Here is a 23,696-nt window from a genome sequence, read left to right on the forward strand (position 1 = left end):
CAATCAGGAGGATCAGGCATGAGCCGCGCATTCGTATTCCCCGGTCAGGGCGCACAGGTCATCGGCATGGGCAAGGCATTGACCGACGCCTATCCCGCGTCGAAAGCGGTGTTCGAAGAGGTCGATGAGGCGCTCGGGCAAAAGCTGAGCACGCTCATCTGGGAAGGCGAGCAGGACGAGCTGACGCTGACCGCCAACGCGCAGCCCGCGCTGATGGCGACCTCGATCGCAGCCCTGCGCGCGCTGGAGGCCGAGGGCTATGCGGTGACTGACGCGGCCTATGTCGCGGGTCACTCGCTGGGCGAATATTCGGCGCTTTGTGCGGCGGGTTCGCTGAGCCTGGCCGACACCGCGCGCCTGCTGCGCGTGCGCGGCGATGCGATGCAATCGGCTGTGCCGGTAGGCGTGGGCGCGATGGCCGCGATCCTCGGCCTCGATTTCGAGGCCGCTTCGAAAGTCGCAGCCGAGGCGGCGCAGGGCGAGGTCTGTCAGGCGGCGAACGACAACGATCCGAGCCAGGTCGTGATCTCGGGCGACAAGGCGGCGGTCGAGCGCGCAACCGTGCTCGCCAAGGAAGCGGGCGCGAAGCGCGCCGTGATGCTGCCGGTCTCCGCCCCGTTCCACTGCGCGCTGATGCAGCCTGCCGCGGATGCGATGGACGCCGCTCTGGCGGGCGTCGAGATCAAGGCGCCGGTCGTGCCGCTGGTCGCCAATGTGCGCGCCGAAGCGGTGAGCGACCCGGCCCTGATCCGCGAGCTGCTGGTCGAGCAGGTCACGGGCTCGGTGCGCTGGCGCGAGAGCGTGGCGTGGATGGCCGGTCAGGGCGTCGACGAGATCTGGGAAATCGGCGCGGGCAAGGCGCTTTCGGGCATGATCCGCCGGATCGCGAAAGAGGTGACCTGCCGCGCGGTCGGCACGCCGGAGGATATCGCCGCGCTGAAAGGCTGAGGGCTGCGCCGGGGGATCTTCCCCCGGACCCCCTGGGATATTTCCATCGAGAAGAAGCTTAGGCCGACCGGTTCGAAAGCGAATTGGTCGGCTTTTTCATACGTTTGTGATCGCGATGGGCTGTCGCCCCGACGTGCGCAACTATGGCGTGTAGCACTTAGAGTTCCCTAACGGCGCTTTCGCTGCTAAGAGAGCGCCAACTTAGATAAGAGGTAGCATGATGTTCGATCTGAAAGGCAAACGCGCGCTTGTCACCGGGGCTTCTGGCGGGATCGGCGCCGAAATCGCGCGGGCCCTCCATGCGGGCGGTGCGTCGGTGGCACTGTCGGGCACGCGGGTCGAGCCGCTCGAGGCACTGGCTACCGAGCTGGGCGAGGGCGCGTATGTCTGCCCGGCGAATCTGAGCGATCCGGAATCGGTCGAGGCGCTGCCGAAAGCGGCGATCGAGGCGATGGGTGGTCTCGACATTCTCGTGAACAATGCCGGCATCACGCGGGACCAGCTGACGATGCGGATGTCGGACGAGGATTGGCAATCGGTGATCGACGTGAACCTGACGGCGGCGTTCCGCCTGATGCGTGCGGTTCTTCGCCCGATGATGAAAGCGCGTTGGGGCCGGATCATCAACATCACCTCCGTTGTCGGGCAGACCGGCAATCCCGGTCAGGTGAACTATGCGGCCGCCAAGGCGGGTCTTGTCGGCGCGTCGAAATCGCTCGCGCAGGAAGTCGCGACGCGCGGCGTGACGGTGAACTGCGTGGCGCCGGGCTTCATCGAGACGCCGATGACGGAAAAGCTCACCGAGGCTCAGAAGGACGCGATCCTGTCGGGTATCCCGGCCGGGCGCATGGGCACGCCGGAAGAAATCGCGGCCGCGGTGCGCTACATCGCAAGTCCCGAGGCGGGCTACGTCACCGGTGCGGTGCTGCACGTCAATGGTGGCGGGACGATGGCCTGACGTCTTTGTGACCCTAGGGCACGAAGGCCTTTGATAGGATAGAGAAACGTCTTGCCATGGGCCACGGCAATCGCTAAGAGCGCTGCAGACGGGCCGGGCGTAAAAGCCACGGCTCTGAATTGCGGTCTTCGGGTTGACCCGGGGCGCGCGGGTTGAGACGCTCGTATTCGAGCAAGCATGAACGGGCTAGGCCCTATAAACTTTGAGGAATTGACATGAGCGACATCGCTGATCGCGTGAAGAAGATCGTCGTGGAGCATCTCGGCGTGGAAGAGGACAAGGTCACTGAGAGCGCCTCGTTCATCGACGACCTCGGTGCGGACAGCCTCGACACGGTCGAGCTGGTCATGGCCTTCGAAGAAGAGTTCGGCATCGAGATCCCCGATGACGCCGCCGAGAACATTCAGACCGTCGGCGATGCGGTGAAATTCATCTCGGAAGCGCAGTAAGCCTTCTACGGCTGACGCTGAGAGAGAGTTAAGGGCGGCGCTTCGGGGAACCGGAGCGCCGCTTTTCTTTTGCGTAAAGCGCGTGCGCCTGCGTTCGGGGGAGGGAAGATGCGGAGTTTCGTCGCGATCGAGCTGCCCGAGGCGCATGTCGAGGCCATCGAGCGGTTGCAGCAGGTCTTAGGTGCGGGCCGGATCGTGCAGCCCGAGAACCTGCATCTGACGCTGGCCTTTCTCGACGAGATCGACGCCGGCCAGCTCGAGGCGCTGGACGAGGGGCTGCGGGCCATCGACTGGGCGCCCGGGCCGGAAGTGGTGCTGGCGGGGCTGGAGATTTTCGGTAGTTCCGCACGTCCGGAGGCGCTGGTGCTGGGCGTGCATTCCGATCCGAACCTCGATCGCTGGCACCGCGCGGTGATGAGCGCTGCGCGTCTGGCGGAGATCGACCTGCCGCGGCGACGGTTTCGCCCGCATGTGACGCTGGCGCGGTTCGGCAAGCGCGCATCCCCGGGGGATTTGTTGCGGCTGGGGCGACTCATGGCGGCGCAAGGCGCTGTGAAGCTGCCCGCTTTCGCGCCCGCGCAGGTGGCGTTGATCCACTCCACGCTGGAACACGGGCCGCCGCGGCATGAAGTGTTGATGCGCTATCCGGATGAAAATTCTGTGCAATTCGCGAAGACTTGACCGAAAGTGCAATCGCGTCCGCGTGGCTGTTAACCCTTCGTTAACGAATTAGGCGTCCCTTGGAGAGGTCGCGGGTGCTTATATAAAATGCCCTTCTGCCCGCGCAGTTGAGGTCACGTTATGTCTGTGTTTCGCCGGGCTCGGGTTCTGATCCGTCCTCTTTTGGTTTTCGCCGCCGCGCTTGCGGGGTTGGCTCTGCTGGCGCAGGTAGCCACCGCGCTGTCGGGCGAGGATATGGTCGTTCGCGCGATCACGTCGTGGAACGCGATGGGCGCGTGGACGGCGCTGGCCATTCTGGCGATGGCGGGGGCGATCGCGTTCCGGCGCGAGGCACCGAATGTGGCGCGCGGGCTGGCGGCGGGAACGCTGTTGCTGTGCCTGTTCTCGAACGTTGCGGAGGTCTATGACCTGAGCGGAGCGGGGGCGATCGGGGAAGGCGCGGCCGCGCTCTTGGCGATCACCGCGGCGGGGTTCTTCGCGCTGGAGGCGGGCGCTTATCTGTTTGGAACGATTGCCTATCTGACGGTGTTCGGCGGGGCTTTGATGTACCTGCTGTCGCACAGTATCGCGACCAGTCGGCTGGCGGAGGGCGTGTCGATCGGGGCGGCGCTGGCGATCATGTGTCTCGCCTATGCGGGGCTCATCTGCCGCAGCGATCGTGGGGTGATGCGGGTGCTGCTCAACGAGCATGCCTCGGGGCGGCAGGCACGGGCGCAGATGCTTCTGGGGGTCGTCGCGCCCTTCCTGCTGGGCACGTTCTACCTGCTCAGCGATCAGGGGAGTCAGGTGCGCGCGGAGCTGCTGTTGCTGGTCGCGACCATCGTGGGGGTGAATATCGGGCTGATCATCCTGATGGCAGTATCGCTGGAGCGGGTGGATCATGCGCGGCGCAAGGCCGAGCGGGAACTGGTGAACCGGGCGATGCGCGACGGGCTGACGGGGCTGTTCAACCGGGAGATGCTCGGGCGGCGTTTCGCGCAGTATTTCACGCAGGGGATGCGCGAGCAGGTGCCTTTCACGGCGCTGATGATCGACCTCGACCATTTCAAGCAGATCAACGATCTGGGCGGGCATTCTCTGGGCGATCGCGTTCTGCGCCGCACGGCGCGGGCGATGCGGGCGCAGCTGCGGCTGGAGGATACGATGGCGCGGGTCGGCGGCGAGGAATTCGCGGTGATCCTGCCGGGGGCAGGGCTGGTCGAGGCGCTCGAAGTGGCGGAGCGGCTGCGCGCCTGTGTGGCGGGGCTGCGTTTCGAGGATCAGTACGGCGCGGCGCTGCAGGTCACTGTCTCGATCGGGGTGGCCGAATGGGAGCGCGGCGAGGAGCTGCGGAGCCTCTATGCGCGCGCCGACGGGGCGCTCTACGCGGCGAAGAATGGCGGGCGCGACCGGGTGTTGCTGGCGCCGCCCACCGCTCAGATGCGCTGTACCGCGCAGGCGTTGCCACCCCTGACCACCGGGCGGGCGCCGCTGGCTGCGCCGAAGCGTCCGGCCCGGCAGCCTGAACCGGTTCGCGCGCCGATGCGCTAGCGCCCTCGCGCGCAGTTCTGTCCTGAACGACAACCCGCTTGTCGCAATGGGTTATGATTGCGCCTTTGCGCGCCCCCGTGTATCAGGTCTGCCAAGATATTTGGCTGAGAAAGAGGTCGGGCATGCGTCGGGTAGTAGTCACGGGTCTGGGAATGGTCACGCCGCTGGCTTGCGGCGTCGAGGAGACCTGGTCGCGGCTTATCGCGGGACAATCGGGGGCGGGGACGATCTCGCGCTTCGATGCGTCCAATGTGACCACGAAATACGCCTGCGAGATTCCGCTGGGTGACGGGTCCGACGGCACGTTCAATGCCGATGACTGGATGGAGCCGAAAGAGCAGCGCAAGGTCGACGATTTCATCCTCTACGGGATGACGGCGGCGACGCAGGCGGTGAAGGATTCCGGCTGGGAGCCGCAGGACGAGGAAAGCCGTCTGCGCACCGGCGTGATGATCGGCTCGGGGATCGGCGGCCTCAGCTCGATCGCGGATACGGCCGTTCTGATCAAGGAAAAGGGCGTGCGCCGCGTCAGCCCGTTCTTCATTCCGGGCGCGCTGATCAACCTCGTCTCGGGGCAGGTCTCGATCCGCTTCGGCTTCAAGGGGCCGAACCATGCGGTCGTCACCGCCTGTTCGACCGGCGCGCATGCCATTGGCGATGCGGCGCGTCTGATCATGCTCGGCGATGCCGATGTGATGGTTGCAGGCGGCGCGGAAAGCCCGATCTCGGAGATTGGCATCGCAGGCTTCAACGCCTGCAAGGCGCTGTCCACGAAGCGCGGCAACGAGCCGGAAGCTGCGAGCCGTCCGTGGGATGCCGATCGCGACGGGTTCGTGATGGGCGAGGGCGCGGGCTGCGTCGTGCTTGAGGAATATGAGCACGCCAAGGCGCGCGGCGCGAAGATCTATGCCGAGGTGCTGGGCTATGGCCTGTCGGGCGACGCCTATCACATCACCGCGCCGTCCGAGGATGGCGATGGCGGCTTCCGCGCGATGAAAGCCGCGCTGGAGCGGGCCGATCTGAACCCCGATCAAGTGGATTACATCAACGCGCATGGCACTTCGACCATGGCCGACGTGATCGAACTGGGCGCGGTGCAGCGCCTGCTGGGCGACGCGGCGAGCAAAGCCACGATGAGCTCGACCAAGTCCTCGGTCGGCCACCTGCTGGGCGCTGCCGGTGCGGTGGAGGCGATCTTCTCGATCCTCGCGATCCGCGACCAGATCGCACCGCCGACGCTGAATCTGGAAAATCCGCCGGAAGAGGCCGTGATCGACCTCGCGCCGAAGACCGCGGTCAAGCGCAAGATCGACGTCGCGCTGTCCAACAGCTTCGGCTTCGGTGGCACCAATGCGAGCCTCGTGATGGGCAAGGTGGATAGCTGATGTGGCGTAACATCGTCTCGAATTTCCTGACGCTGCTGATCGTCATTCTCGTCGCGCTTGGCGGGTTGGTCGCCTGGGCGAAGAACCAATATGTCGAACCCGGCCCGCTGGCCGAGGCGATGTGCCTGCGCGTCGCGCCGGGCGAAAGCCTGCAGGGCGTGTCGTCTACTCTGAAAGACAAGGGGGCGATCTCGTCCTCCTATCTGTTCCGCACGGGCGCGCAGTACGAGGAAAAGGCCGACAAGCTGAAATTCGGCTCCTACCTGATCGAGCCGAACGCCTCGATGCAGTCCATCGTCGGTCAGATCACCTCCGGTGGTCCGTCGACCTGCGGGTCGGAACTGGTGTTCCGGATCGGGGTGAACGGCAACGAAGTGCTGCTGCGCGAGCTGGACCCGACCACGGGCGATTACCAGAAGGTCGCGGAGTACAATCCCGAGAGCGAGAAGCCGCCCGAAGGGTTCGAGGACAAGGCCGACCGTGCCGATGTCCGCACCCGCGTGACGGTGGTCGACGGTGTGACCAGCTGGCAGATCGTGCAGGGGCTGCAGGAAGCGAGCTTCCTGTCCGGCAAGATCGACGGGGTGCCGGGCGAAGGCACGCTCGCACCTGACAGCTACGAGGTGACGCGCGGGGCCGACCGGCAGGCGCTGATCGGTTTGATGGCAGATCGCCAGTCGAAAATCCTCGCCGACGCTTGGGACGGACGCGCAGAGGGGCTGCCCTATGACGATCCGCAGCAGGCGCTGACCATGGCGTCGATCGTCGAGAAGGAAACCGGTGTGCCGCAAGAGCGCCCGGAAGTCGCGAGCGTCTTCATCAACCGCCTCGAGAAGGGGATGCGGTTGCAGACCGACCCGACGGTGATCTACGGCGTGACCGAAGGCAAAGGGGTGCTGGGCCGCGGTCTGCGCCAGTCCGAGCTGCGCAAGGCCACGCCCTACAACACCTATGTCATCGACGGGTTGCCGCCCGGACCGATCGCGAATCCGGGCAAGGCGGCCATCGAGGCGGCGCTGCATCCCGATTCGACCGACTACCTGTTCTTCGTGGCCGATGGCTCCGGCGGACATGCGTTCTCGAGCACGATCGAGGAGCATAACAAGAACGTGGCGAAGTGGCGCGAGATCGAGAAACAGCGTCAGGAAGATGCGTCAAGCAACTGATAACTCAGAAAGAACCCCGGTTTTCGCCGGGGTTCTTTTTTGACTGGAGTGCACAACCCAGAATTTAGAGCTTGACTTTGCGAACGCTCTCGGGTAGAGATTTGGCATGCTAGGAGAAGTGGGCAAGCGCCGCGGGGAAACCCGACGGCGTTTTTTCATGTCTCTCGAACGGACCAACTTGGAACGGGTGGGTTCGTCAGTGATGCAAGACAACAAAGTGAACGAGGCGGGGGCGCCGGTCGATCTTCTGGATCAGACCGAAGCGCTCTATCGGGACGTGGCCGAGGAGCTGGCGCAGGCGCTGCAGGGGGTGCGGCGTGGCGACATATCCGAGGCGAAAGCGGCGGTGCAGGCGGTCAAGGACCTCCGCACCGCTTTTCATTTGGTGATGGAGGAACGATCGCGTGTCGAGAAACTCCGCAGACAGCTGGCAGGTGTCGCCGCCGGACGCGATGGCGCGCTCGACTTCGATGCCGCCAGAGCTGAAATCGGGCGCCGCCTGGCTCGCCTCCGCGACGCCTGAGAGCGTCGAGGCGTTTCTGGATGGGCTCGACGACAATGCATTGCTCGCGCTGCCCTGGATCTTCGAGTTCTGGGCGTTGGATCATCAGCTTCCGCCCGAAGGGGATTGGAAGTCCTGGGTGATCATGGGCGGACGCGGCGCGGGCAAGACGCGGGCCGGGGCCGAGTGGGTGCGTGCGCAGGTGGAAGGCGCACGCCCGCTCGACCCCGGAAAGGCGCGGCGCGTGGCGCTGGTCGGCGAGACCTTCGATCAGGTGCGTGATGTGATGGTGATGGGGGAGAGCGGGATATTGGCCTGCTCTCCGCCCGACCGCAGGCCCGACTGGGAAGCGGGAAGACGGCGGCTCGTCTGGCCGAACGGGGCGACCGCGCAGGCCTTCTCGGCCTATGAGCCCGAGGCGCTGCGGGGGCCGCAATTCGACGCGGCCTGGGTCGATGAAATGGGTTGTGCGGCCATCGACAAGGGGACGAACGAGCCGAACAAGTTCCTCGATCCGAAAAGCTCGGAAAGCGCGCTGCCGCATTACTCGGATTGGCGGCGCGATGATTACATCCAGATGCAATATCTGCGGGCGATGACCGAATATTGGGGGGATGCGGCCAACAATCCGCTCTCGGAATATTACGGCGGGACGATGGTGGATATGGCGCGCGCCCATGTCTGGGCGTGGGATGTCCGACCCTATCCGCAATTTCCCGGTCTGCCGGAGGTATGGGACGACGCGGCGAACTACGCGCGGGGGCATTGGATCTCGGGGCGGGCGACAGCACAGCCTCTGGCGCATGTCGTGGGCGAGATTTGTGCGCTCGCGGGGGTCGAGGTGTTCGATGTGAGCGCGTTGCATGGGGTGGTGCGCGGATATGCGATGCCCGGGGGGATCACACCGCGCGGTGCGCTGCAGTCGCTGAGCCTGATCTACGGTTTCGATGCGGTGGAGCGCGACGGGGAGTTGGTGTTCCGGATGCGTGATGCGTCGGTCGATGCGGAGGTGGCGCCTCCGCTGCTGGCGCTGGATGGCGACGATCAGAGCCTTGAGACGCGCCGTGCGCCGGAGGCGGAGATCGCGGGGCGCGTACGACTGGCCTATGTCGAGGCCGATGGTAGCTTCGAGGCCCGCGCCGTGGAGGCGATTTTCCCCGACGAGGAAAACGGCCCCGCCTCTGCGAGCGAGGCGCCCCTGGCGCTGACGCGGGCGGAGGGAATGCGTGTCGTGAACCGCTGGCTCTCGGAGGCGCGGGTGGCGCGCGATACGGCGCAGTTCACGCTTCCGCCGTCGATGGGGTGGCTAGGGCCGGGGAATGTCGTGCTGCTGCAGACCGAGGAGGGCGCGCGGCGCTACCGGATCGACCGGATGGAGCGTGCGGAGGCGATCCGTGTGGAGGCGGTCCGGGTCGAGCCGGGAATCTATGAGGCCTCGGAAGAGACCGACGAGGTTGCGCGGATCGAGAGCTTCACGCCGCCTGTGCCGGTCACACCAGTATTCCTTGATTTGCCGTTGTTGACAGGCGCGGAAGACGCTTACGCGCCGCATCTGGCAGTCACGTCGAGCCCTTGGCCGGGAGCGGCCGCGCTGTATTCGGCGCTGGAGGATGCGGGCTATGCGCTGAATGCCAAGGTCGAAACCCAAGCTGCGATTGGGGTGACCCAAACGATCTTGTCGCGTGCGCAGAGCGGGCTCTGGGATCGCGGGCCGAGCTTGCGCGTGAAGATGTTGTCGGGGGCCCTGGAAAGCGCGAGCGAAGAGGGCGTGCTGGCGGGGCTCAACGCGATGGCGATCGGGGATGGCTCGTCGGATCGCTGGGAGGTGTTCCAGTTCCGGACCGCCGAGCCGGTCGAGCCGGGCGTCTGGGACGTCTCGTTGCGCTTGCGCGGGCAGGCGGGGAGCGATGCGCTCATGCCCGATGCTTGGCCGGAAGGCTCGGTGGTCGTGCTGCTCGACGGGACGCCGCGCCAGATCGAGGTGTCGCCCTCGGCGCGAAATCAGGCGCGTCACTACCGGGTGGGGCCTGCCGGTCGTGGCTATGATGATCCCTCCTATATTCATACGGTTCAAGCCTTTGCGGGCATCGGGCTGCGGCCCTTGTCGCCTTGTCATTTGTGCGCGCAGTCGCTGGGCGGGGATCTGCGGCTGAGTTGGGTGCGGCGGACGCGGATCGGGGGCGACGACTGGGAGGCGCTGGACGTGCCTTTGGGCGAGGTGTCGGAGCGCTATCGGGTGCGGGTGTTTGAGGGGCAGGCGATCCGGCGCGAGGTTGTCGTAAGCGCACCGGATTGGACTTATGGCGCGGCAGAGCGCAAGGAAGACGGGATGATCGGCGCGCCGAGCTTCGAGGTGGCGCAGATATCGGATGTCTTCGGGCCGGGGTTGCCAGCACGGCTGACCTGGACCGGGTGAGATGCGCGCGGTGCTGGACGGCGATCTGATGGCGCTCGCGCGGGTGGTGATGCTTTGGCCCGATGAGCAGCGTCCGGACCAGCTTCTGCGACTCCTCGATCGGGTTCACGCGGCGGACCTCTATTGCAAGCGATTCCGCCGCGCGCATCCGCACTGGGGGAACGGCTCGGTCCTGAGCATGGCGTTGGGCCTGCCTCGGGCGAAGGCGGGGCCGGGCGATCCGCGCTATCTGCAGGCGCTGGGCTATGTCTGTGCGGGGATGGCCGCGTGGCGCTTGACGCGACAGCCCCTTAAGCGAAATGACGAAACGCCCCTTCCTCTATTCGCCGGAAAGCCTATGTGTTAAGTTCTTGCGCGCGAAGAGGGAGTAATCCGATGAACAAGCAGATGGCCAAGGTTGCAACCGTCGATCCGGTCTGGACGCAGATTTGCGACGAGGCGCGGGCTGCGGTGCGTGACGAGCCGCTTCTGGGGTCCTTGATTCATGCCGGGCTCTTGCATCATCCGACGCTCGAACGGGCGCTGGCCTATCGTTTCTCGATGAAACTGGCCTCGGCCGAGATGAGCGAGCAGCTTCTGCGTGAGATCGCCGAGGAAGCTTTCGCTGCCGATCCCGCCTTGGGGCAGGCGGCGCGGGCCGATCTGGTGGCCGTGCACGAGCGCGACCCGGCCTGCCACCGGCTGATCCAGCCGCTGTTGTTCTTCAAGGGGTTTCAGGCGCTGCAAAGCTACCGGATCGCGCACTGGCTGTTCACGAACGGGCGCCGCGACATGGCGTATTTCGTGCAGATGCGTACCTCCGAACTGTTCGGCGTGGACATCCATCCCGGCGCGAGGATCGGGCGCGGTATCATGATGGACCACGCCCATTCGATCGTGATCGGGGAAACGGCTGTCGTGGGCGACAATGTCTCGATGCTGCATTCGGTGACGCTTGGCGGGACCGGCAAGGAAGACGAAGAGCGTCACCCGAAGATCGGCAATGGCGTGCTGATCGGGGCGGGTGCGAAAGTGCTCGGCAATATCCATGTCGGCGATTACAGCCGGATCGCGGCGGGCTCGGTGGTGCTGGAAGACGTGCCGTGCTGCAAGACCGTCGCCGGGGTTCCCGCGAAGATCGTGGGCGAGGCGGGCTGCGACCGTCCCGCGCGCGAGATGGATCAGCTTTTGCACAGCAAGTGAGCATGTCTCACATGGAATAGACAGGCGGGGCTTCGGCCCCGCTTTTTTTTGTGTTTTGCCGTCGGTTTCCAGTTCGCACGAATGACCTCGCGCATGGGTCTTCCCCTTGGTGGAAATATCCCGGGGGGTGAATTCGCGAACGCGAAAAGGGGGGCAGCGCCCCCCTTTCCTGCGTTTCAGACTGTACGGCCCGATCAGGCCAGCATCAGCATCGGGTTCTCGAGGTTCTCGCAGATCGCCTTCATCAGCTCCGCGCCGAGCGCGCCGTCGATCACGCGGTGATCGACCGAGAGCGTCATCGACATGACGGTCGCCACTTCGATCTCGCCTTCGGCATTCACGACCGGTTGCTTGATGCCCGCGCCGACAGCGAGGATCGCGCCATGGGGTGGGTTGATGACCGCGTCGAAATTCTCGATCCCGAACATGCCGAGATTGGAGATCGCGAAGCTGCCGCCCTGATATTCATGCGGCGCGAGCTTGCGGTCGCGCGCACGGGTGGCGAGGTCCTTCATCTCCGCGGACAGCGTCGAGAGCGACTTCATCTCCGCATCCTTCAGCACCGGGGTGAACAGCCCGCCTTCGATCGCGACCGCGACGGCCACGTCCGAGGGCTTCAGCTTGAACACCTTGTCACCGGCCCAGACGGCATTCGCATCCGGCACCGATTGCAGCGCCAGCGCGCAGGCCTTGATGATGAAGTCGTTGACCGACAGCTTCACGCCGCGCCCCTCGAGCTGCTTGTTGAGCTGCGAGCGGAATTTCATCAGCGCGTCGAGTTTGACCGAACGGCGCAGATAGAAATGCGGGATCGTCTGCTTGGCCTCGGTGAGACGCGCGGCGATGGTCTTGCGCATCCCGTTAAGCTCGATCTCCTCGTATTCGCGACCCTCATACATCTTCGCGATGGTCGAGGAGGAGACGGATGCCGCTGCCGGGGCAGGGGCCGCAGCCTCCGCTTTCGGAGCGTCCGCCTTGGCCGGGGCTGCCTTGCCACCTTCGGCGGCTTCGACATCGGCCTTCACGATACGACCTTTCGGGCCCGAGCCTTTGAGCGCGGCCAGATCGACGCCCTTGTCGGCGGCGATGCGGCGTGCGAGCGGCGAGGCGAAGACGCGCTTGCCATCCGCATCCTGCGGCGCGGCGGGCGCTTTTTCGGTCTTCGGCGCGGCGCTCGGGGCCGACTTCGATCCACTTTTCTCGGCGGGCGCGTTGTCGGCGTCCTTGGTCTCTTTCGCATCTTCGGCGGCTTCGGCTTGTGCTTCCCCGGGAACGGGGCTCTCGGCCTCGTCCACGGCGGAGGCATCCTCGCCCTCTTCCAGCAGCACGGCGATCGGGTCGTTGACCTTCACGCCGGAGGTGCCTTCCGAGACGAGGATCTTGCCGATCACGCCTTCATCCACGGCCTCGAATTCCATCGTGGCCTTGTCGGTCTCGATCTCCGCGATGATGTCGCCAGAGGAGACTTCGTCCCCCTCTTTCACGAGCCATTTCGCGAGCGTGCCTTCCTCCATCGTGGGCGACAGGGCGGGCATCAAAATCTGGGTTGCCATTGCGCTATCCCCTTACCGGTAGGTGACTTTTTTGACCGCATCGACGACCTCGTCCGAGGTCACGAGCGCCATTTTCTCGAGGTTCGCCGCGTAGGGCATGGGCACGTCCTTGCCGGTGCAGTTGATCACCGGCGCGTCGAGCCAGTCGAAGGCGCGCTCCATGATCACGGCCGACAGGTGGTTGCCGAAGCTTGCCACGGGGAAGCCTTCCTCGACGGTCACGCAGCGGTTGGTCTTGCGCACCGAGGCGAGCACCGTGTCGTAATCCACCGGGCGCAGGGTGCGCAGGTCGATCACTTCAGCGTCGATGCCCTCTTTCTCGAGCTTGTCCGCCGCTTCCAGAGCGTGGCTCATGCCGATGCCCCAGCTGACGATGGTGACATCCGCGCCTTCGCGCCAGATTTTCGCCTTGCCGAAGGGGATGGTGAAGTCCTCCAGATCCGGCACCTCGAACGAACGCCCGTAAAGGATCTCATTTTCGAGGAAGATCACCGGGTTCGGATCGCGGATCGCCGATTTCAGCAGACCTTTCGCATCGGCTGCCGAATAGGGCTGCACGACTTTCAGGCCCGGAACGCTGGCATACCATGCGCCGTAATCCTGGCTGTGCTGGGCTGCCACGCGGGCGGCCGCGCCGTTCGGACCGCGGAACACCATCGGTGCGCCCATCTGGCCGCCCGACATGTACAGCGTCTTCGCCGCCGAGTTGATGATCTGGTCCATCGCCTGCATGGCGAAGTTGAAGGTCATGAATTCGACGATCGGGCGCAGGCCACCGAAGGCCGCACCGACGCCGAGACCGGCGAAGCCATGCTCGGTGATCGGGGTGTCGATCACGCGGCGGTCGCCGAACTCGTCGAGCAGCCCTTGCGTGACCTTGTAGGCGCCTTGGTATTCGGCGACTTCCTCGCCCATCACGAACACGCTGTCGTCGGAACGCATCTCTTCGGCCATCGCATCGCGCAGCGCCTCGCGGACGGTCTGCGTCTTCATCGGCGTGCCTTCGGGCCAGTCCGGCGTGGTGTCGGGCTTGGGCATATCGTCGTCCGAGGATTTCGCCTGAGCGGGGGCTTTCGCGGGTTCGTCGCTCTCGTCGCTCTCAGCCGCATCGGAACCGGTGCTCGGCGCTTCGGCCTCTTCGGCGGCGGAGGCGTCTTCGCCTTCTTCCAGCATCACCGCGATCGGGTCGTTGACCTTCACGCCGGAAGTGCCTTCCGCGACGAGGATTTTGCCCAGCGTGCCTTCGTCGACCGCTTCGAATTCCATCGTGGCCTTGTCGGTCTCGATCTCGGCGATGATGTCACCGGCCGAAATCTCGTCGCCCTCTTTTTTGAGCCATTTCGCCAGCGTGCCCTCTTCCATCGTGGGCGAGAGCGCGGGCATCAGAATCTTGGTTGCCATCTGTCTTTCCCCCCTCAGGCGTTCTGCGGCGCGACATCGGTATAGATGTCGGTGTAAAGTTCATCCGCGGAGGGCTCGGGGCTCTCCTTGGCGAAATCGGCGGCGCCGTTGACGATCGCCTTGATATCCTTGTCGACCTGCTTGAGCTCGTCCTCGGTCGCGTGCTTGCCGGTCAGCAGAAGCTGGCGGATATGCTCGATCGCGTCGCGCTCTTCGCGCATCTTCTGCACCTCTTCGCGGGTCCGGTATTTCGCCGGGTCCGACATCGAGTGGCCGCGATAGCGATAGGTCTTGATCTCGAGGATGTAGGGGCCCTTGCCCGAGCGGCAGTGCGCGACGGCCTTCTCGCCGGCCTGTTTCACCGCCAGCACGTCCATCCCGTCGACTTCTTCGCCCGCGATGCCATAGGCGATGCCGCGCTCGTAGAAGTCGGGCGACTTGGTCGCGCGCTTCACGCTGGTGCCCATCGCATATTGGTTGTTCTCGATCACGAAGACGACCGGAAGGTCCCAGAGCTGCGCCATGTTGTAGGTCTCTGCGACCTGACCCTGGTTCGCCGCGCCGTCGCCGAAATAGGTGAAGGTGACGTTGTCGTTGCCCTTGTATTTATCCGCGAAGGCGAGGCCCGCGCCGATCGGCACCTGCGCCGCGACGATGCCGTGGCCGCCGTAGAAATGCTTCTCTTTCGAGAACATGTGCATCGAGCCGCCCTTACCCTTCGAGTAACCGCCATCGCGGCCCGTGAGCTCGGCCATCACGCCTTTCGGGTCCATCCCGCAGGCGAGCATGTGCCCGTGATCGCGATAGGAGGTGACGCGCTTGTCGCCTTCCTTCGCCGCAGCCTCGAGGCCCACGACCACCGCTTCCTGCCCGATATAAAGGTGGCAGAAGCCGCCGATCAGACCCATGCCGTAAAGCTGACCCGCCTTCTCTTCGAAGCGCCGGATCAGCAGCATGTCATGGTAATATTGCTTGAGTTCCTCGGCCGAGACATTCGCGCCCGCTTTGGCGCCGCTCGCCGAGCCTTTCCGTGCTGCCATTGGTCAGACCTCCCTTGGCCGGAATAGTTTAGCGTTAAACCATTCCTTACAGCAATGCCGGGCCGAAGGCAATGACCCTGCGGTATCGCAGGGCAGGAATGGCGCTCACGTTTCAACTAGGGCCGGTGAGGCGGTTTTCGAGCGATGTTTGTGCCGCGAAAATGGGCAGGCCTGTAAGCCTCTCAGCGGATCACGATCTCGTCCGAGCGCATCGCGCCCAGCACTTCGCGCGCCCGGCTGTCGAGGAGGTCCAGATCGAGGTAATCGTCGGAGAGGCGATGGGTCAGGTTGGCCATCCGGTCGACCTTGGCGCGCAGCGCATCGCGCTCGGCGCGCTTGGCGTCGATCTCCGCTTCGATCTGCACGCGGCTGAGAATGCCGTAACGCCCCTGCACGGCGGCAAAGGCGAAATAGGCGCCCAGCACCACCGCCACGGTCACGAAAATCAGAGGCCCGATCGTGGGGCGTCTCATCACCATTGTACTGCCTCGCTTCTTCGCTGGTCGCATGCCTGTCCCCCAGACCCGCGCCACGGCCTCTGACGGGCCCTGTGTCTCGAATCATGTCACATGTGATTCGTCATTGGAATCCCCCGGATGATCAATTCTGCAAAGATTTCGTATGCCGTTGCGCACCGGGTTGTGCATCGTGCGGTCCTTCTCGCATTCGGTCGCCCGCATGCGCGCGGACTTGCCCCGGCGCGCGCATCTGGCTAGGCAGGTTTCGAAGTAGGAAAGGTGTGTTTGTGAGTATCTCCGGGTTCATCAAGGCGATCGGGTCGAAGAAGATGCGGCTCTTCGGGATCACCGCGCCGCCCGCAGCCGAAGGGCGCGAGGGGCTGGCCCTCGTCGCCATCGTGAAGAACGTGGGCGACTACATCCTCGAATGGCTGGAATTTCATACGGCGGCCGGGGCGCGCCACGTCTTTCTCTATGACAATGGATGCACTGACGACACGCTGGCCAAGATCGCCGCGTCGCCCTTCGCGACGTCCGTCACCGTGACCCCCTGGCGTATGGCGGGCTACGATCCGGCGACGCACCGCCGCATCTCGCAGCAGGTCGGGGCATATGCCCATGCGGTCACCACCTTCGGCGCCGATTTCGAGCGCATGGCCTTCATCGATATCGACGAATTCCTCGTCCCCGATCCCGGACTGAACCTGATGGAAGCGATCACGCAGCATGGCGATCACTCCAACATCTCGCTGCCCTGGCACATGTTCGGCCATGCGGGCCACGAGACGCGCCCCGACGGCTGGGTGACGCGCGCCTTCACCGACCGCGCGCCGGTTCCCTACGCCCGCGACAGCGATCTGCTGCGCTTCAAATGCATCGTGGATCCGTCTCGCGTCTCGGCGGTGGGCGTGCATAGTTTCGAGACCGTGGATATGGGCGACCGCACCGCCAACACGGCGGGGCAGGTGGTGTCAAACCGCGCGCGCAAGCAGGCGGCGTTCTTCACCTCGAGCCCGCTGCAGCTGAACCACTACTATCTGCTGTCGAAAGCCGAGCTGGAGACCAAACTCTCCCGCGGCCCGATCAATTTCGGCGGCGCCGAAGGGTATCGCAAACGCGTGCTGGAAAAAGTGGCCGAGATCGAACGCGCGCCGGTCGAGGATCGCAAGGCGGTGGCGTATTTTGACGCGCTCTCAGCCCAGCGGGGCGGCGCGGGTAATAATTTCGGTTAACTGCCGCGCGAGGGCGGCCGGTTCGACCGTCGCGCGCATCGCCTCCATCCGGTCCAGCGCGTCACGCCAGAGCGGCCCGCCATAGCTGTCCTGTGCCAGCCGGAATGTCTCGGTGATGCTCTCGGGGGTCGGGTCGGTCAGAAACGGATAATCCGCACCGAGCATCTCCACCGCATCATCGACATCGCGATTGACGAGGATATTCGCGTTGCAGGCCGCGGCGGTGAAGCCCTTCGTAAACGGTTTGTAGCCGCGATTGACGCCATGCGCGGTCTGGCTCTCGGGGCGCACACCGTAATGCAGCGCGAATCTCCCGATCCGGGGCAGGGCGCGTTCAAAATCCTCGACCACCGAGATATCGACCGTCTCAACCTTGGCGCGGATCGCCTCGGGGATCATCGCATTGTCCGGTCGCCCGATATAGCCGCAGGAGAAACCGGGTCGCTCGGGCAGCGTCAGCGCTTGCAGGCGTGGGTCGAAATGGTGATGCAGCAGCTCGACCGGGCAGGACAGTCCCTTGTCCGCGCAAAGGTCGCGCAGCGCCCGTTGGCCGCGCAGCGAGGCCGCAATCAGCAGGTCGAACAATTCGGGCCGCACATGGCGCAGCTTCATGTCGACCACATCCTGCGCGACGGTGATCCCGCGTTTGCGCAGCGGGGCCAGATGTGCGCGCGTCAGGTGTTTCGCGGCCGATTTCACGAAGATACACAGCGAGCCGCGCGGAATGCTGCGCGCCACGGCGCGCATCGCAATCGGCGGCATCACGAGCGCATGGAACGGACGTACAGACAGAGTGATCCCCGGATCGAGATGGGGTCTCAGCAACTCGACCAGCTGCTCGGCCCGCATATAGGCCGAGCCACGCTGCGCGAGCGGCCGCGCCATGCGACGAAACAGAACGACATGTCGTTGCACGGAGCCTGCACCTTTCCTGTCTGGGATGTTCAGCTTTAGCGTGTCCCGGCGCGACGCCGCAAGGTCGCGTGCGATGCAAAAAGCGGGCCGCCTCCCGACGCCCCGCTTCGGCTTGGTTCAAATATCCCGGGGGAACACCCGCAGGGAGTGGGGGCAGAGCCCCCTGATCGGTTAACCGATCTTACCCCGCCACCGAGGCTGCGTGGATCGAGGTGATCGCCTCCTCCAGCATCGCGTTGAACGCCTCGTCCGACTGCTGGGCCGAGAGGCCCTCCGTCAGCGCACGCGAGAACGACGCGATCATGCCGGTGTTCTTGGCCAGCTTCTCATTCGCCTCGTCGCGCGAGTAGCCGCCCGAGAGCGCCACGACCTTCAGCACCTTCGGGTGATCGACCAGCGGCTTGTAACGGTTCGGTTCGGTCGGCAGCGAAAGCTTCAGCATCACCTGCTTGCCCTCGGGCACCGTATCGAGATGGCTGAGGATCTCGGCCAGCAGCATCTGCTCGGCCTCGTCCTTGTCAGCAATCGAGATCGTCACTTCCGGCTCGAGGATCGGCACGAGCCCGTGGCTCAGCACCTGCATGCCCAGCTCGAACTGCTGATCGACGATCGCCTTGATGCCGCCGACATTGGCCGCCGAGATCACCGAACGCTCCTTGGTGCCGAAGATGCCCGCCTTGACCGCGCGCGACAGCAGATCGTCGAGGTTCGGGATCGGCTTCATTAGCTGCACGCCGTTCTCTTCGGCCTCCAACCCCTTGTCGATTTTCAGGAAGGGCACGACGCCGCGCTTTTCCCAAAGATAGGTGGCAGTGGGCGTGCCGTCGATCTCGCGATCCATCGTCTGCTCGAACAGGATCGCGCCGACAACTTTCTCGCCGGTGAAGGCGGGGGATTTGATGATCCGCGCACGCATCTGGTGGATCAGGTCGAACATTTCCTCTTCGCCGTTATAGGCGTCTTCCTCGATCCCGTAGAGCCGCAGCGCCTTGGGGGTGGAGCCGCCCGATTGGTCGAGGGCTGCAATGAAGCCGTTGCCCTCGCGCATCTGTTCGGTCTGCTTGGCGTTGGACATGGGAATTCCTCCTGCGGGATATTGGGTCGTCTGAAGGGATAGTTTCCGCGCCGAGGCGATGCAACGCTGGTGACGCTAACATCGCGAAATGGCGTGAATTTTGGCGTGACCTCGCCGCCGCGCGCCGTCCTGCGCCGCGAAAAGACGCGCAAATGAAAAGGGCCGGGGCGCTCTCGCAGCCCCGGCCCGATCCGTCTCTGCGCCCTGTCACAGGGCGCGAAGCTCAGCTTTGCTGGTCGAGTGCCGCGACGCCCGGCAGGACCTTGCCTTCCATCCACTCGAGGAAGGCGCCGCCCGCGGTCGAGATATAGGAGAAATCCTTCGCCGCATCGGCCTTGTTGAGCGCCGCGACCGTATCGCCACCGCCTGCGACCGAGATCAGCTTCTCGTCGCGGGTCAGTTCGGCTGCTTTCGCCGCCGCCGCATTGGTCGCCGCATCGAAGGGCGCAATCTCGAACGCGCCGAGCGGGCCGTTCCAGATCAGCGTGCGCGAGTTCTCGAAGACCTTCGTGATCTCCTCGACCGATTTCGGACCGGCGTCGAGGATCATCGCATCCGCCGGGCAGGCGTCATTGGCCACGGTCTCGTTCTCGGCGCCCGCCTTGAACTCGCGCGCCACGACCACGTCGACGGGCAGGTGGATCTTGCAGCCCGCATCCTTGGCCTTCTCCATGATCTCTTTCGCCGTGCCCGCCATGTCGCGCTCGGCCAGCGATTTGCCGACATCGATGCCCTGCGCCACAAGGAAAGTGTTCGCCATGCCGCCGCCGATGATCAGGTGATCGACCTTGGCCACCAGATTGCCCAGCAGGTCGAGCTTGGTCGAGACCTTCGCGCCGCCCACGACCGCCGTCACGGGGCGCTCGGGGTCACCGAGGGCCGCCTCGAGCGCCTTCAGCTCGGCTTCCATCAGGCGACCGGCGGCTGCGGGCAGGATTTTCGCGATGCCTTCGGTCGAAGCGTGCGCGCGGTGCGCCGCCGAGAAGGCGTCGTTGACGTAGACCTCGCCGAGCGCGCCCATCTCGGCGGCCAGCATCGGATCGTTCTTCTCTTCGCCTGCGTGGAAACGGGTATTCTCCAGCAGCAGGACTTCGCCTTTCTGCAGCGCGCCCACGGCTTCCTTCGCGGGGCCGCCGACGCAGTCCTTGGCGAATTTCACCGGGAAGCCGAAGGCCTTCTCCAGCGCGGGCACCAGCGGCTCGAGGCTCATCTCGGGCACGACCTGACCCTTGGGGCGACCGAAATGCGCCAGCAGCACCGGCTTGCCGCCCTTCGACATGATGTCCTGCACGGTTGGCACGATCTTCTCGATGCGCGTGGCATCGGTCACTTTTCCGTTCTCCACGGGCACGTTGATATCCACGCGCACCAGCACGACCTTGCCGTCCAGATCGACCTCGTCGAGGGTTTTCCAAGCCATGAAATCACTCTCCCTATCGGCGCAGGGGACCATCGTGAATGTGGCCCGCTCCCGCAGCTTGCGTTCTTCATGCCTGCGGCGATGGGTCGCGTCAACACGGCTGACCGAACTGCGGCGCTTTGTCCTTGCCGCGCAAGGGCCTCGCTCCTATGGTCGGCCCAAATTTTCAACGGAGGACCCAATGGCCGATATCAAGGATCCAGAGAACACGATCATCATCGAGCTCAAGGACGGGCCGGTCGTGATCGAGCTTCTCAGCGACGTCGCCCCGAAACATGCCGAGCGCATGAAGCAACTCGCCCGCGACGGCGCCTATGACAACGTGGCCTTCCACCGCGTGATCGAGGGCTTCATGGCCCAGACCGGCGATGTCGCGAACGCGAATATGGAAAAGGACTACAATCCGGGCCGCGCGGGCACGGGCGGCTCGCAATATCCCGACCTTCCGGCGGAATTCTCGAAGCTGCCGCATGATCGCGGGACGCTCGGGGCGGCGCGCTCGCAGAACCCGAACTCGGCCAATTCGCAGTTCTTCATCAACTTCAAGGACAACCATTTCCTCAACGGTCAATACACGGTCTACGGCCGCGTGATCGAAGGGATGGACAATGTCGACAAGATCGCGCGCGGCGAGCCGCCGCAGAACCCCGACCGGATGATCTCGGTGAAGGTGGCCGCCGATGCGTAATATCCTGCGCCGCACCGTTCTCGCCGCCGCCGCAAGCCTCGTCGTCGCAGCGCCCGCTGCCTTCGCGCAAGACAGCTCGGGCGTGGCCGATACCGGCGGGCCGAAGCTCGTCCTGCAGATCGGCGGTCAGACCGAGGGCAAGGTCGTGATCGACCTGCTCACCGACAAGGCCCCGAAATCCGCCGAACGGCTGATGACGCTCGCCAAGGAAGGCAAATACGACGATGTCGTCTTCCACCGCGTGATCGACGGCTTCATGGCCCAGACGGGCGATGTGCAATTCGGCAAGAAGGGCGGAGATACGTCGATGGCCGGTATGGGCGGCTCCGATCTGCCCGACCTTCCGGCGGAATTCTCGAACATCTCCTTCCAGCGCGGCATCGTGGGCATGGCCCGCTCCGCCGATCCGAACTCGGCCAATTCGCAGTTCTTCATCATGTTCGCCCCCGCACCCCATCTCGACGGGCAATATACCGTCGTGGGCCATGTCGTGAGCGGCATGGATGTGGTCGACAAGATCAAGAAGGGCGACGAGGCGCGCAACGGCGTGGTCGATGACCCCGATTACATCGTCAAGGCGACGGTGGAAGACAAGTAAACCGGGCAAGGGGGCTTCGGCCCCCTTTCTCTTGCGCAGGCTGCCGCTTTCGGCTTGGCCCAAATATCCCGGGGGGCTTCGCGTCAGCGAAGCGGGGGCAGCGCCCCCTCTCCCTTAAGTTTGTCGCCCTACGGCGACGGGGGGCAGAGCCCCCTGCGCGTTACAGCCGCGCGATCCGCTCGGTCAGCAGCGTGTAGAACCCGTCCGCATCCAGATCGCCCATGAACATCGCATTCGGCGCACGGTCGGTCACGCGCCACCAGTCGGCGACGGTCATGCCCATGGTCAGCTCGGACGTGGTCTCGATCTCGACATTGATATGCCGTCCGGTGAACAGGTCGGGCTTGAGCAGATAGGCGATCACGCAGGGGTCGTGCAGCGGCGCGCCCTCGGAGCCGTATTTTGCCATGTCGAAGCGCTCGAAGAAATCGGTCCAGCTGGCGACCGCGTGGCCGACGCGGGTGCCGAGATTGCGGAACGCCTCGACGCGGGCGCGGGTGGTGAGCGCCTTATGCGTCACGTCGAGCGGCATCACCACGAGCGGCACGCCCGATTTGAACACGATCTCGGCGGCTTGCGGATCGACATGGATATTGAATTCGGCGGCGGGCGTGGTGTTGCCCACTTCGAAATAGGCGCCGCCCATTAGCACGATCTCGGCGACCTTCTCGGCGATGTCGGGGGCGCGGCGCAAGGCGGTCGCGATATTAGTGAGCGGGCCCAGCGGGCAGAGCGTGATGCTGCCGGCGGGATGGGCGCGCAGCGTCTCGATCAGGAAGTCGACCGCGTGTTGGTCCTGCAGCGGCATCTGAGGCTCGGGCAGTTCGATCCCGTCGAGCCCGGTCTTGCCGTGGACATATTCCGCCGTGACCAGGTCTCGCGCGAGCGGCCGGTCGCAGCCCGCATAGACCGGCACATCCGTCCGCCCGGCCAGTTCGCAGACCACGCGCGCGTTCTTGGACGTCAGCGGCAGCGGGACGTTTCCGGCGACGCAGGTGATGCCCAGAACTTCGAGGTCGGGGCTGGCCAGCGCCAGCAGGATCGCCACCGCGTCATCCTGTCCGGGATCGGTATCGATGATGATCTTGCGCGCCATTTTCGCCTCCTTCGCGGGTCCGGCGCGACCTTGGCGTGGTGTCGCGGCGATGTCCAGATATGGGGAGGGGTGACCCTCGGGCACACCAAATCGACATTACCTATGCGTGTGTTCGCCGCGAAGCTTTCCTGCGGGCGGCCACATTTGGCCACATTCGGTCTCTAGACCACTATCTGCAGGGAAGGACACCCAGACATGAACCAGCATCACATCTTCATCGCAGCGCCCGCTTCGGGTGGAATGAGTGGCCAGATGGCACGCACGCTTGGCTGTGGGCAGGACGCATTGGCCCGCGCAGGCTATGGTCCGGCGGTGATCGGGGCTGCTGCTGGCGGGCGTGTCCATCTCGATTCGCAATTGATCGGCGATGCGGCGGCGGGGCTCTATCACCTCTTCGCCCGGGCTCAGGAACGGGCCGAGCGGTTCCGCGAGGCTCTGAGCGGTTCGGTCGGGCGCGTGGTGCTCTACGCACCGAGCTATGAAGACTATTACCCGGCGCTCTGGCGTGATCTCGCCGCGCGCCGTCCGCTCAAGCCCTTCGCAGAGTTGACGCCGCGCCTGATGGCGCGTCCGCGCCGCTGGGTGAACGTGGTGCGCGATCTGAAAGCCGGTCTCAACCCGCGCGAAATCATCGTGTTGCCGCATGGCTCGAAGATCGGCGAGGCGATGGCCGCGCTGGTGCCGGGCGCCTCGCTCGATCCCGCGCCCGATGCTGAGACCGCCCATGCCGATACGGTGATCGCGATGATGCAGCGCCTGCACCATTCGGGCGTCGTGATCGGGCCGAAACAGAAACGCCGTCTGGCGCGGTTCCATCACCAGCAGCCGCAAGGCACGCCGATCGCCGAGTTCGATCCGCTCGACCGGGCCTCGCTGCAGCGTCGCTACGAGCAGGATCTGGAACAGATGGCCGCTATCGACGGCGTGCGCATCGGCCCCGACGAGGCGCTGCAGATCGCGGCCCAGTAACCGCTGCGGTTGCGCTCCAATTCCGGACAATGAG

Annotated in this window: 23 protein-coding genes; 15 read left to right on the forward strand and 8 right to left on the reverse strand. The window is 64.9% G+C overall.

The window, feature by feature from the left end; all coding sequences use genetic code 11:
• Window positions 1-18 precede the first annotated feature (18 nt).
• From fabD to cysE, 11 genes are all read left to right on the forward strand, one after another.
• A complete protein-coding gene (fabD, locus tag BMI88_RS14870; protein WP_078550023.1) occupies window positions 19-948 on the forward strand; it encodes an ACP S-malonyltransferase in 930 nt (309 codons plus the stop codon).
• 220 nt (window positions 949-1,168) lie between these two features.
• A complete protein-coding gene (gene fabG / locus BMI88_RS14875) occupies window positions 1,169-1,906 on the forward strand; it encodes a 3-oxoacyl-[acyl-carrier-protein] reductase (protein ID WP_078550687.1) in 738 nt (245 codons plus the stop codon).
• A gap of 215 nt (window positions 1,907-2,121) precedes the next feature.
• The gene (locus tag BMI88_RS14880; protein ID WP_075775036.1) at window positions 2,122-2,355 is read left to right on the forward strand and encodes an acyl carrier protein; all 234 of its coding nucleotides are present in this window, start codon (window positions 2,122-2,124) and stop codon (window positions 2,353-2,355) included.
• Window positions 2,356-2,463: 108 nt separating this feature from the next.
• Window positions 2,464-3,036 carry an RNA 2',3'-cyclic phosphodiesterase gene (gene thpR, locus BMI88_RS14885; protein ID WP_078550025.1) on the forward strand — a complete coding sequence of 191 codons (573 nt, stop codon included), beginning with the start codon at window positions 2,464-2,466 and terminating at the stop codon, window positions 3,034-3,036.
• A gap of 120 nt (window positions 3,037-3,156) precedes the next feature.
• Window positions 3,157-4,566 (forward strand): GGDEF domain-containing protein, encoded by a 1,410-nt coding sequence (locus BMI88_RS14890; protein ID WP_078550028.1) that lies wholly within the window; start codon window positions 3,157-3,159, stop codon window positions 4,564-4,566.
• A gap of 122 nt (window positions 4,567-4,688) precedes the next feature.
• Window positions 4,689-5,951, forward strand: a complete 1,263-nt coding sequence (fabF, locus tag BMI88_RS14895; RefSeq protein ID WP_078550030.1) for a beta-ketoacyl-ACP synthase II — start codon at window positions 4,689-4,691, stop codon at window positions 5,949-5,951.
• Window positions 5,951-7,117, forward strand: a complete 1,167-nt coding sequence (gene mltG / locus BMI88_RS14900) for an endolytic transglycosylase MltG (RefSeq protein ID WP_078550032.1) — start codon at window positions 5,951-5,953, stop codon at window positions 7,115-7,117. Before fabF ends, mltG begins: the two co-directional genes overlap by 1 nt.
• Window positions 7,118-7,223: 106 nt before the next feature.
• Window positions 7,224-7,640 (forward strand): hypothetical protein, encoded by a 417-nt coding sequence (locus BMI88_RS14905; protein ID WP_246831897.1) that lies wholly within the window; start codon window positions 7,224-7,226, stop codon window positions 7,638-7,640.
• A complete protein-coding gene (locus BMI88_RS14910; RefSeq protein ID WP_078550034.1) occupies window positions 7,570-10,035 on the forward strand; it encodes a glycoside hydrolase TIM-barrel-like domain-containing protein in 2,466 nt (821 codons plus the stop codon). Before BMI88_RS14905 ends, BMI88_RS14910 begins: the two co-directional genes overlap by 71 nt.
• A 1-nt stretch (window position 10,036) precedes the next feature.
• Window positions 10,037-10,381, forward strand: a complete 345-nt coding sequence (locus BMI88_RS14915; RefSeq protein WP_078550036.1) for a hypothetical protein — start codon at window positions 10,037-10,039, stop codon at window positions 10,379-10,381.
• Between the two features lie 29 nt (window positions 10,382-10,410).
• Entirely contained in the window at window positions 10,411-11,217 is an 807-nt protein-coding gene (cysE, locus tag BMI88_RS14920; protein WP_078550039.1) for a serine O-acetyltransferase, read from the forward strand.
• 194 nt (window positions 11,218-11,411) lie between these two features.
• On the opposite strand, the gene BMI88_RS14925 is transcribed toward cysE, so the two are convergent.
• The 4 genes from BMI88_RS14925 to BMI88_RS14940 all read right to left on the reverse strand — a co-directional run bounded on the left by BMI88_RS14925 (window position 11,412) and on the right by BMI88_RS14940 (window position 15,690).
• On the reverse strand, window positions 11,412-12,770 hold the full coding sequence (locus BMI88_RS14925) for a pyruvate dehydrogenase complex dihydrolipoamide acetyltransferase (protein ID WP_078550042.1): 1,359 nt from the start codon (window positions 12,768-12,770) through the stop codon (window positions 11,412-11,414).
• A gap of 12 nt (window positions 12,771-12,782) precedes the next feature.
• Window positions 12,783-14,171: a pyruvate dehydrogenase complex E1 component subunit beta gene (locus BMI88_RS14930; protein ID WP_078550044.1), complete on the reverse strand. Its 1,389-nt coding sequence runs from the start codon at window positions 14,169-14,171 to the stop codon at window positions 12,783-12,785.
• A gap of 14 nt (window positions 14,172-14,185) precedes the next feature.
• Complete coding sequence (gene pdhA / locus BMI88_RS14935; RefSeq protein WP_078520888.1) at window positions 14,186-15,211, reverse strand: pyruvate dehydrogenase (acetyl-transferring) E1 component subunit alpha; 1,026 nt, start codon at window positions 15,209-15,211, stop codon at window positions 14,186-14,188.
• Between the two features lie 182 nt (window positions 15,212-15,393).
• Window positions 15,394-15,690, reverse strand: a complete 297-nt coding sequence (locus BMI88_RS14940; RefSeq protein ID WP_152844401.1) for a septum formation initiator family protein — start codon at window positions 15,688-15,690, stop codon at window positions 15,394-15,396.
• Between the two features lie 266 nt (window positions 15,691-15,956).
• On the opposite strand from BMI88_RS14940, the gene BMI88_RS14945 reads away from it, so the two are divergent.
• Window positions 15,957-16,901 (forward strand): glycosyltransferase family 92 protein, encoded by a 945-nt coding sequence (locus tag BMI88_RS14945; RefSeq protein ID WP_168174000.1) that lies wholly within the window; start codon window positions 15,957-15,959, stop codon window positions 16,899-16,901.
• Here BMI88_RS14945 and BMI88_RS14950 read toward each other — a convergent pair.
• From BMI88_RS14950 to BMI88_RS14960, 3 genes are all read right to left on the reverse strand, one after another.
• Complete coding sequence (locus tag BMI88_RS14950; RefSeq protein ID WP_146673598.1) at window positions 16,863-17,816, reverse strand: hypothetical protein; 954 nt, start codon at window positions 17,814-17,816, stop codon at window positions 16,863-16,865. The genes BMI88_RS14945 and BMI88_RS14950 overlap by 39 nt on opposite strands.
• Window positions 17,817-17,997: 181 nt before the next feature.
• Complete coding sequence (locus BMI88_RS14955) at window positions 17,998-18,891, reverse strand: fructose bisphosphate aldolase (protein ID WP_078550053.1); 894 nt, start codon at window positions 18,889-18,891, stop codon at window positions 17,998-18,000.
• Between the two features lie 223 nt (window positions 18,892-19,114).
• A complete protein-coding gene (locus BMI88_RS14960) occupies window positions 19,115-20,311 on the reverse strand; it encodes a phosphoglycerate kinase (RefSeq protein ID WP_078540618.1) in 1,197 nt (398 codons plus the stop codon).
• Window positions 20,312-20,492: 181 nt separating this feature from the next.
• Between BMI88_RS14960 and BMI88_RS14965 the strand changes: the two genes are divergently transcribed.
• Window positions 20,493-20,999 (forward strand): peptidylprolyl isomerase, encoded by a 507-nt coding sequence (locus BMI88_RS14965; protein ID WP_078520883.1) that lies wholly within the window; start codon window positions 20,493-20,495, stop codon window positions 20,997-20,999.
• Complete coding sequence (locus BMI88_RS14970) at window positions 20,992-21,597, forward strand: peptidylprolyl isomerase (protein ID WP_078550055.1); 606 nt, start codon at window positions 20,992-20,994, stop codon at window positions 21,595-21,597. Before BMI88_RS14965 ends, BMI88_RS14970 begins: the two co-directional genes overlap by 8 nt.
• Window positions 21,598-21,757: 160 nt before the next feature.
• On the opposite strand, the gene BMI88_RS14975 is transcribed toward BMI88_RS14970, so the two are convergent.
• Window positions 21,758-22,693 carry a nucleoside hydrolase gene (locus BMI88_RS14975; RefSeq protein ID WP_078550057.1) on the reverse strand — a complete coding sequence of 312 codons (936 nt, stop codon included), beginning with the start codon at window positions 22,691-22,693 and terminating at the stop codon, window positions 21,758-21,760.
• Between the two features lie 195 nt (window positions 22,694-22,888).
• Here BMI88_RS14975 and BMI88_RS14980 point away from each other — a divergent pair, with 195 nt between their 5' ends.
• Window positions 22,889-23,662 (forward strand): hypothetical protein, encoded by a 774-nt coding sequence (locus tag BMI88_RS14980; protein WP_078540622.1) that lies wholly within the window; start codon window positions 22,889-22,891, stop codon window positions 23,660-23,662.
• Window positions 23,663-23,696: the final 34 nt, after the last annotated feature.

The organism is Thioclava sp. F36-6 (assembly GCF_002020305.1).
Taxonomy (GTDB): Bacteria; Pseudomonadota; Alphaproteobacteria; order Rhodobacterales; family Rhodobacteraceae; genus Thioclava; species Thioclava sediminum.